This window comes from Paenibacillus sp. EKM206P, from assembly GCF_011066155.1.
Taxonomy (GTDB): domain Bacteria; phylum Bacillota; class Bacilli; order Paenibacillales; family Paenibacillaceae; genus Paenibacillus; species Paenibacillus polymyxa_D.
Window position 1 is genome coordinate 1 of sequence record NZ_JAAMNQ010000152.1, and the last position, 204, is coordinate 204.

1 pseudogene is annotated in these 204 nt (G+C 52.5%); it reads left to right on the forward strand.

The features are described 5' to 3' along the window. A pseudogene (locus tag G9G53_RS26685) lies at positions 1–204 on the forward strand (IS5/IS1182 family transposase); the annotation flags it as partial.

Sequence of the window (204 nt, forward strand, 5' to 3'; positions counted from 1 at the left end):
GATTGCTCACCGAAGATTCCATCCCAGACAAGGACTGTTTCCGAAATGGAAGTTTGAATACGATGCCAAACGCAATGTGTATAGATGCCCAGCTCAACAGGAACTGCCCTACCGAACGACGGACCGAAAGGGATACCGGCAGTATGCCTCTGACCCAGCTCAGTGCCAGCATTGCCCACTGCTAAGTCAGTGTACCCAGTCTCG